This is a genomic window from Mycobacterium gordonae, assembly GCF_001417955.2.
In the GTDB taxonomy this organism is placed as follows: domain Bacteria; phylum Actinomycetota; class Actinomycetes; order Mycobacteriales; family Mycobacteriaceae; genus Mycobacterium; species Mycobacterium gordonae_B.
In genome coordinates this window covers 22939-30648 of record NZ_LKTM01000360.1, presented here as the reverse complement: position 1 = coordinate 30648, position 7710 = coordinate 22939, and the positions used below count along the sequence as shown (strand labels likewise).

At 68.4% G+C, this 7710-nt stretch carries 8 protein-coding genes; 5 read left to right on the top strand and 3 right to left on the bottom strand.

Going from position 1 to position 7710, the window contains the following annotated elements:
* Positions 1-140: 140 nt before the first annotated feature.
* The gene (locus AO501_RS28620) at positions 141-764 is read right to left on the bottom strand and encodes a hypothetical protein (RefSeq protein ID WP_055580948.1); all 624 of its coding nucleotides are present in this window, start codon (positions 762-764) and stop codon (positions 141-143) included.
* 78 nt (positions 765-842) lie between these two features.
* Here AO501_RS28620 and AO501_RS28615 point away from each other — a divergent pair, with 78 nt between their 5' ends.
* Genes AO501_RS28615 through AO501_RS28605 form a run of 3 tightly spaced genes read left to right on the top strand, consistent with a single transcriptional unit; the run spans position 843 to position 4872 of the window.
* The gene (locus AO501_RS28615; RefSeq protein WP_055580947.1) at positions 843-2348 is read left to right on the top strand and encodes a carboxylesterase/lipase family protein; all 1506 of its coding nucleotides are present in this window, start codon (positions 843-845) and stop codon (positions 2346-2348) included.
* A gap of 17 nt (positions 2349-2365) precedes the next feature.
* On the top strand, positions 2366-4375 hold the full coding sequence (locus tag AO501_RS28610; RefSeq protein WP_055580946.1) for a phosphotransferase: 2010 nt from the start codon (positions 2366-2368) through the stop codon (positions 4373-4375).
* Positions 4372-4872, top strand: a complete 501-nt coding sequence (locus tag AO501_RS28605; protein WP_156452836.1) for a gluconokinase — start codon at positions 4372-4374, stop codon at positions 4870-4872. Before AO501_RS28610 ends, AO501_RS28605 begins: the two co-directional genes overlap by 4 nt.
* Here AO501_RS28605 and AO501_RS28600 read toward each other — a convergent pair.
* Entirely contained in the window at positions 4869-5861 is a 993-nt protein-coding gene (locus tag AO501_RS28600) for a DoxX family protein (protein ID WP_055580944.1), read from the bottom strand. The two genes, AO501_RS28605 and AO501_RS28600, sit on opposite strands and share 4 nt — an antisense overlap.
* A 62-nt stretch (positions 5862-5923) precedes the next feature.
* Between AO501_RS28600 and AO501_RS28595 the strand changes: the two genes are divergently transcribed.
* Together AO501_RS28595 and AO501_RS28590 are read left to right on the top strand one after the other, a co-directional pair.
* A complete protein-coding gene (locus AO501_RS28595) occupies positions 5924-6499 on the top strand; it encodes an isochorismatase family protein (protein ID WP_269435192.1) in 576 nt (191 codons plus the stop codon).
* Positions 6496-7290, top strand: a complete 795-nt coding sequence (locus tag AO501_RS28590; protein WP_055580943.1) for a ketosteroid isomerase family protein — start codon at positions 6496-6498, stop codon at positions 7288-7290. Before AO501_RS28595 ends, AO501_RS28590 begins: the two co-directional genes overlap by 4 nt.
* On the opposite strand, the gene AO501_RS28585 is transcribed toward AO501_RS28590, so the two are convergent.
* Positions 7291-7641 (bottom strand): DoxX family protein, encoded by a 351-nt coding sequence (locus AO501_RS28585; RefSeq protein ID WP_055580942.1) that lies wholly within the window; start codon positions 7639-7641, stop codon positions 7291-7293.
* Positions 7642-7710 lie beyond the last annotated feature (69 nt).

Here is a 7710-nt window from a genome sequence, read left to right as displayed (position 1 = left end):
GGACTCCGGACGGTTCCACCGGAGCCGGTGGCGCCGGCGGTCTCGGGGGACTGCTGTTCGGCAGCAACGGCACCGCCGGCTGAGCCGCAAACCTCAGAGCGGCCAACGAGCTGCCGGTCAGTTGGTGAGCGCGGCGTCGGTCACGGACAGTTGAATGCGATGCCGACGCCGTCGGGCGGCGGCACCGGGCGCAGGCATCCGTACGGCTGGACACCGGCCGCGCTGAACCGGGCAGCCGACTGGTGGGCATAGTTGACGCAGAACAGGCCCGCCTGGTCGGCGCGACAGCGAAAGTCGCCGAAAGACAACGAGTCCCCGTCGGCCAATTGCGTTCCGGTGCCGGCAAGGAACGGCCCCGGGTCGGCGCGGGCTGAGCCCACCTGCAGATTGGTGCCGTCGAAGTCCGCCCAGCCGCCTTTCCACTCGCCGTAGGCAGTGTCGGGCCGGGGCGGGGGATTGGTCAGGTCGACCAGACACGACAGCAGCCCGGCAGTGTGCTTGGCGTCCGTCGTGCACTTCGCCTTGCCGGCGGAGGCGCTGAACGCGACATTCGCGTCGAGCTGATAGCGCGCCGGGTCGGCGGGATGAGCTGCCTCTATCCAGGTGATGACGGCAGCGATCGGGGCCCCGGCGGCCGGGGCGCCGGATGTCTGAGGCGGCACTGCCGTGCTGGACGTCGCATGGGACTGCCCGGCGTGGCCGCCGACGGTGTGCGAGCACCCGGCAACCAGTAACGGGATTGCGACCAGCGCGGCGATCCGCATCCCGTCAGGCTAGCCGCCGCGAATCGGATTTTGACGCTGCGCACGCCGTCCCGTCGGTGCGTCGGTTAACGTCGAGTTATGCATGAGCGCATCGTCCGCGCCCGCACCACCGCCGGAACCGTCGAAGGCTTCACCCGCGACGGGGTGAATCGGTGGCGCTCGATCCCGTATGCCAGGCCGCCGGTAGGTCCGCTGCGCTATCGCGCCCCGCAGCCCGTCCAGCCGTGGTCAGGCGTGCGGCACTGCCACGGATTCGCCAACTGCGCCCCTCAGCAGCGCCGCTACACGATGCTCGGGGTCGGGCGCTATCAGCCGATGAGCGAAGATTGTCTGACCCTCAACGTCGTCACCCCCGAATCCGGCGCCGCCGAGCCGTTGCCGGTCATGGTCTTCATCCACGGTGGTGGCTACATTCTCGGCAGTTCGGCCACGCCGCTGTACGACGGCGCCGCGCTGGCCCGCCGCGGTTGCGTGTACGTCTCGGTCAACTACCGGCTCGGCGCGCTCGGCTGCCTGGACCTGTCGTCGCTGTCGACCCAGGACGTCACCATCGACGGCAACCTGTACCTGCGCGACCTGGTGATGGCGCTGCGCTGGATCAAGGAGAACATCGCCAACTTCGGTGGCGACCCCGACAACGTCACTATCTTCGGTGAGAGCGCCGGAGCGCACATCACCGCCACGCTGCTGGCCGTACCCGATGCGGCGGGTCTGTTCCACCGGGCGATCTCGGAGAGCCCGGCGGCCGGGATGACCCGGTCCACGGAGGTCGCCGCCGAATTCGCCACCCGGTTCGCCGAACTGCTCGGCGCGCGCAGCAGGGACGCCGCCCACGCCGTCATGAAGGCCTCGGCGGCCCAACTGATCGAGGCCCAGCACCAGTTGATCGACCAGGGCATGCAGAAACGGCTCGGCGCCTTCCCGATCGGCCCCGTCTTCGGTGACGACGTGGTGCCGATCGACCCCGTCGAGGCGATGCGGACCGGCCGGGCGCACCAGGTACCGCTCATCGTCGGAACGAACGCCGAAGAAGGGCGTCTGTTCACCCGCTTCCTGGGCATGTTGCCCACCAACAAGGCGATGGTCGAAGCGCTGCTCGCCGAGGTGGAACCCGCAGCGCGCGAACGTATTACGGCGGCCTACCCGAAGTACCCGAAGCCGGAGGCCTGCATCCAGCTGGGCGGCGATTTCGCGTTCAGCGCGGCGGCCTGGCAGATCGCCGAGGCGCACACCCACCACGCGCCGACTTACCTCTACCGCTACGACTACGCCCCGCGGACCCTGCAGTGGTCGGGCTTCGGGGCCACCCATGCCACCGAATTGTTCGCGGTCTTCGACATCTACCGCACCCGGTTCGGCGCCCTGCTCACCGCGGCGGCCGACCGGGGGCCGGCCCTGCGGGTCAGCAACGACGTGCAACGGCGGTGGCGCTCGTTCAGCCGCTCGGGCGTCCCGGGTGACGACTGGCCGGTCTACACCCACGACGAACGTGCGGTGATGGTCTTCGACCGCAAGTCGCGCATCGAGTTCGACCCGCATCAGCATCGCCGGTTGGCCTGGGACGGCTTCACCCTCGCGCGCTGACCTGGCACGCTGACCCCATGGTTTCCAACACCGACCAGGCCGTCGAGCGTCCTGGCGACCTCACCGCCGAGTGGCTCACCACAACCGTCAGAGCCGGCACCGTCTCGGATTTCACCGCCGAACGCATCGGCACCGGCCAGATGAGCGAGTGCTACCGCATCGGGTTGAACTACGCCGAACCGGAAGCCCAGCCCCGCCCGTCATCGGTGGTGCTGAAGGTCGCCGCGACCGACCCGGTGAGCCGGCAGACCGGACTGGCGCTGGGTCTCTACGAGCGTGAAGTCCGCTTCTATCACGACATCGCGCCCCGTCTGGGCGGAGCGATCGCACCGTGCTACCACGCCGCGATCAACATCTCGACCGGCGTGTTCGACCTCCTGCTCGACGACGCCGGACCCGCCACGGTGGGCGACGAAATCGCAGGCGCCACAACCGAACAGGCGCTACTCGCCGTCACCGGCCTGGGCCGCCTGCACGGCCCCCTGCTGGGCGACACGGCACTGGCCGACGCGCCGTGGCTGAACCGGGAATCGCCACTCAACCAGGCGATGATCACCCCGCTGTACGCCGGCTTCATCGAGCGGTACGCCGACCGGATCACCCCTGCCCACCGCACCGTCTGTGAGCGCCTGATCGGCGCATTCGACGGCTATCTGGCGCAGGAGGCAACCCGGGGCGGCATTCAGGGGCTGGTTCACGGGGACTACCGCCTGGACAACCTGCTGTTCGGGGCCGCCGGCGCCAGCCGGGCACTCACGGTAGTGGACTGGCAGACGGTGTCCTGGGGGCCCGCCTTCACCGACCTGGCCTACTTCCTGGGCTGTGCGCTGCCGGCGGCGGACCGGCGCGACCAGTACGACGGGTTGCTGCACGCCTACCACCAAGCGCTCGGGCCGCAGGCTCCGGTGAGCGTGGCCGACGTCCGCGACGGGGTGCGGCATCAGAGCTTCTTCGGGGTGATGATGGCAATCGTCTCGTCCATGCTGGTCGAGCGCACCGAGCGGGGCGACCGGCTGTTCATGACCATGCTGGAGCGGCACTGCCAACACGTACTGGACATCGACGCGCTGGCGATAGTGCCGGCCGCGGCCGCTCCGGAACCGCTGCGGCCACAGCCGGAGGATGAAGGATCCCACCCGGCTACCGACGAACCGCTGTGGAGCGAGAGCTGGTATGCCGACTTCGTAGACGCCGCAGAGGGATTGGGCGGCTGGTTCCGCATCGGCCTGATGCCCAACCAGCAGATCGCCTGGATCCACGCGCTGATCTGCGGACCCGATGAGGCCACCATCGTCGCCGATTACCAGATACCGCTACCCGCGGATGCCTGGGCGGCGCACGCCGACGGCCTCGAACTCGCTCACGCCAGCGACGCCCCGCTGCGGACCTACCACGTCGACATCGAAGCCAAAGCCCAGTCCTACCAAGACCCTTCGGCGCTGCTGCGCGGTGAACCGGGCGAGCCGGTCGACCTTGCGCTGAACCTGGTGTGGACCACCGACGGCATCCCGTATCAGTACCGGCTGACCACCCGCTATGAGATCCCCTGCACGGTATCGGGCACTGTCACCGTCAAACATGCCCGCTACCAGATCAATTCGGTACCTGGTCAGCGTGATCACTCGTGGGGGGTGCGCGACTGGTGGTCCATGGACTGGATGTGGACCGCGCTGCACCTGCAGGACGGCACTCATCTGCACGGCGTGCGGATCCAGATTCCGAACACTCCGGCATTCAGCATCGGCTACGCCCAGGACCGCGCCGGCGATATCAAGGATCTGACAACGGTGGAAATCCGGGAAGCGTTCAGCGTCAACGGTTTACCCGAGAATCAGACGCTGCAGCTCACCCCGGCTGAGATCACCGCCGACGTGCGGATCCGCGCGCACGCGCCGGTTCGGCTGGTCGGCGCCGACGGGCGGGTGAGCCACTTTCCCCGGGCCTGGGTCGACGTCACGACCACCGACGGGCGCACCGGCGTCGGCTGGATGGAATGGAACCGCAGTCAGGTCGACCAGGGTCAGTGACCCGCGCGGTCGTGGTGATCGGGGTGTCCGGGTCGGGCAAGTCGACGATCGGCGCCGCCTTGGCCCGGCGGCTGAACGTGCCCTTCCAGGACGCCGATGACCTGCACCCGCCGGCCAACATCGCCAAGATGGCGGCCGGCGAACCGCTGACCGACGACGACCGCTACCCCTGGCTGGACAAGGTCGGCGAATGGCTGGCGGCGCACCCCAGCGGTGTCATGAGCTGTTCTGCCCTCAAGCGGGCATATCGGGACCGGCTTCGACGGCACAGCCCGTCGGCTTACTTCCTGCACCTCCGCGGCCGTCCTGAAGTCATCGCCGCGCGCCTGGCCGGCAGGCCCGGTCACTTCATGCCCGCGACCCTGCTCCAATCGCAATTCGACACGCTGGAACCGCTCGGCTCCGACGAGCCCGGCATCGCCGTCGACATCGACGACCGCAGTGTCGACGCGGTCGTCGATGCCTTCCTGAACTGGGGCGGCTTAAGGGGCGGCTAGCGTCCCCAGCGCTTACGGGTGCTGGTGAGCTGGTCGTCGAGGCGGTCGCGTGCCGTCTCAGCCAGCTCGTTGCCGCGGGTCACCGCCGTGTCGGCGAGCCGGGAGCCGCGTTCACGTGCGGTTTCGGCGAGCTCCAAACCCCGGTCGCGGGCGGTGTCGGCCAGCTTCTCGCTCCGCTTGCGCGCGAGTTCGGCGTAGTCGGCGCCGCGGTCGGCGGCCTTATGAGCCAGTTTCTCGCCGCGCTTGCGGGCCTTCTTGGCGTACGGCCTGCTCTTCTCGGCCGCGGTGGTGGCCAGTTCGCGGCTGCGTTCCAGCGCGGCTTCCGCGTACGGCGCGCTGCGTTCGGCTGCCGTGCTGGCCAGTTCGCGCCCGCGTTCGAGGGCCGCTTCGGCGTAGGGGGCGCCCTTCTCGGCGGCGGTGCTGGCCAGTTCGCGACCACGCTCGGCGCCGGCGTGCAGGCCGTGCACGATCTTTTCTCCCAGTTCGGAGTCCAGCACGTCATGCGAGGAACCCGGCAGCGCCCCGGAAACCTTGTCGGAGAGTCGCTCGGCGGCGCGGCGCCCACGCCAGCCCAACGATGGCTTGCCCGCGGTGTCGGCGGACGCGATCAGCAGTCCGCCCAGCAGGCTCACGTCGGCCAGGAATGCGCGTCGCTTCTCGGCCTTGCGCTCCGGGTCGGGCTCGCTCCAAAACATATGTGTGCCAAGGTTTCCCGGGATCACCGTCAGCGCCAGTGCGGCCGAGGCCAGCCGGGGCAGTTTGCCGGCGGCCAGCAGCACCCCGCCGCCGATCTGAACGGCGGCATTGATCTGAGCGAACGTCTCGGCATCGGCAGGAATGTTGCTGCTCACCGAATCCGGCAGTGACTGCAGGCCGCTCACCGTCGGTTGTGCCGCTTGAGCTGCGGGTTTCGGGTTGAGCAGGGCGTCCACTCCCTGGCCGATAAAGACAGCTGACAACATGGGTCGGGCGATTCTGCGGATCAACATGGCCGCTGTGTTCCCCGGCCGGCCAGCACACAAACCCGCCGGATCCTCGGTAATTCGGCGATATGGTGTACGGCGTGCGAGCGTTGATCATCGTCGACGTGCAGAAGGATTTCTGTGAGGGTGGCGCGCTGCCCGTCGCCGGTGCGCAGGCCCTGGCCCGCTCGATCAACGACTATCTCGCTAGTGATCCCGGTTACCACCACATCGTGGCCACCACGGATTTTCACATCGATCCGGGCGGCCACTTCGCGCCCGAGCCCGACTACTTCTCGTCGTGGCCGCCGCACTGCCGAGCCGGCAGCACCGGTGTGGACTTCGCCCCCGGCCTCGACGCCGGCAAGATCGAAGCCGTCTTCCGCAAAGGCGCCTACGGCGCGGGGTACAGCGGGTTCGACGGGGTGGACGAGAACGGGACGTCACTGCTGGACTGGCTGCGCCGACACGAGGTCGACACGGTCGACGTGGTGGGCGTGGCCACCGACCACTGTGTGCGGCACACCGCACACGACGCGGCCCGGGCCGGCCTGGAAACGCGGGTGCTGCTGGACCTGACGGCCGGCGTATCCGCCGAGTCCACCGCCCAGGCACTGGATCAGATGCGAACCGCCAATATCGAGTTGATCGGAAAGCACCCATGACGACATCGCACAGAGACGACCTGCTGGCCGCGGTAGAGCGCTCACCGCAAGCGGTTACGCTGCACGACCGCGACGGATGGGTCCAGGTTTTCACCCAGGACGGCCGCGTCGAAGACCCGGTGGGCTCGAGCCCGCACGTCGGGCACGACGAAATCTACCGCTTCTATGACACCTTCATCGGCCCCCGCGGCATCACCTTCCACCGCGACGTCGACATCGTGTCGGGCACCACCGTGCTCCGCGACCTCGAACTCGAGGTGGCGATGGGGGACGCCGTGACGATGTTCATACCGGCGTTCCTGCGCTACGACCTGCGTGAGGTCGGCGGGGAGTGGAAGGTTGCGCACCTGCGCGCCTATTGGGAGTTGCCGGCCATGATGGTGCAGTTCCTGAAAACCGGCTCCCGGGCGTTGCCACCCGGACTCCAACTCGGCAAGGGACTACTCGGCAATCAGGGTCCACGGGGGGCCCTCGGCTTCATGGCCGGGTTCCGCCGGGTGGGTGCGCGGCACAAGAGATTGGTGGAAGGCTTCCTGCGGGCGGCCGGCCGCGGCGATGAATCCGCCAGCGAGAGTCTGTCGCCTTCTGCCACAATAACTTTCGGCGACAGCGAACCGCTGACGCTCGCCGAACTCGGCGAGCACCTGCGCGGTGCCAACTGGGCCAAGGTGATCGCCGCGGGATCGACCGTTGTGGTGTCGGTGGCCTCCGGTCACGGACGGGGCATCGTATTCGCCGATGTCGCCTGGCGGGCCAACCAGATCAACGCCGTGCGCTACTTCTCCGCCTGATCAGTGGGCCACCGATAGCGCCAACGACAGAACGGACAGCAGCAGGTAGCCGCCGGGAAAGGCGATGTTGGAAAACACGCGTGCCCGTACATGCACCATGACGGCGCCCACGAAGTACAGCACCAGCCCGACGGCGGCCGCAATTCCGATGTGGCGCAAGCCAAGAAGTCCGACGAGCAACCCCCCGGCCCCGGCCAGCTTGAGCACGGCCAGCGTGGGCAGCCAGGAGCGGGGCACACCGACCCGGGCCGAATTCGCCAGCACGAATTGCGCGGGGACCAGATCGGGTACGGCGATGGCCGCGGTCGCGGCGATGGTCGTGACGACGACCGCCACGTGGGCGGTGTGCATTACAGTCATGGCAAAGGTCTCCTTCGCAGGTCGAACAGATGCGGTCAGCTTCTTGACGATTTCTGCCCG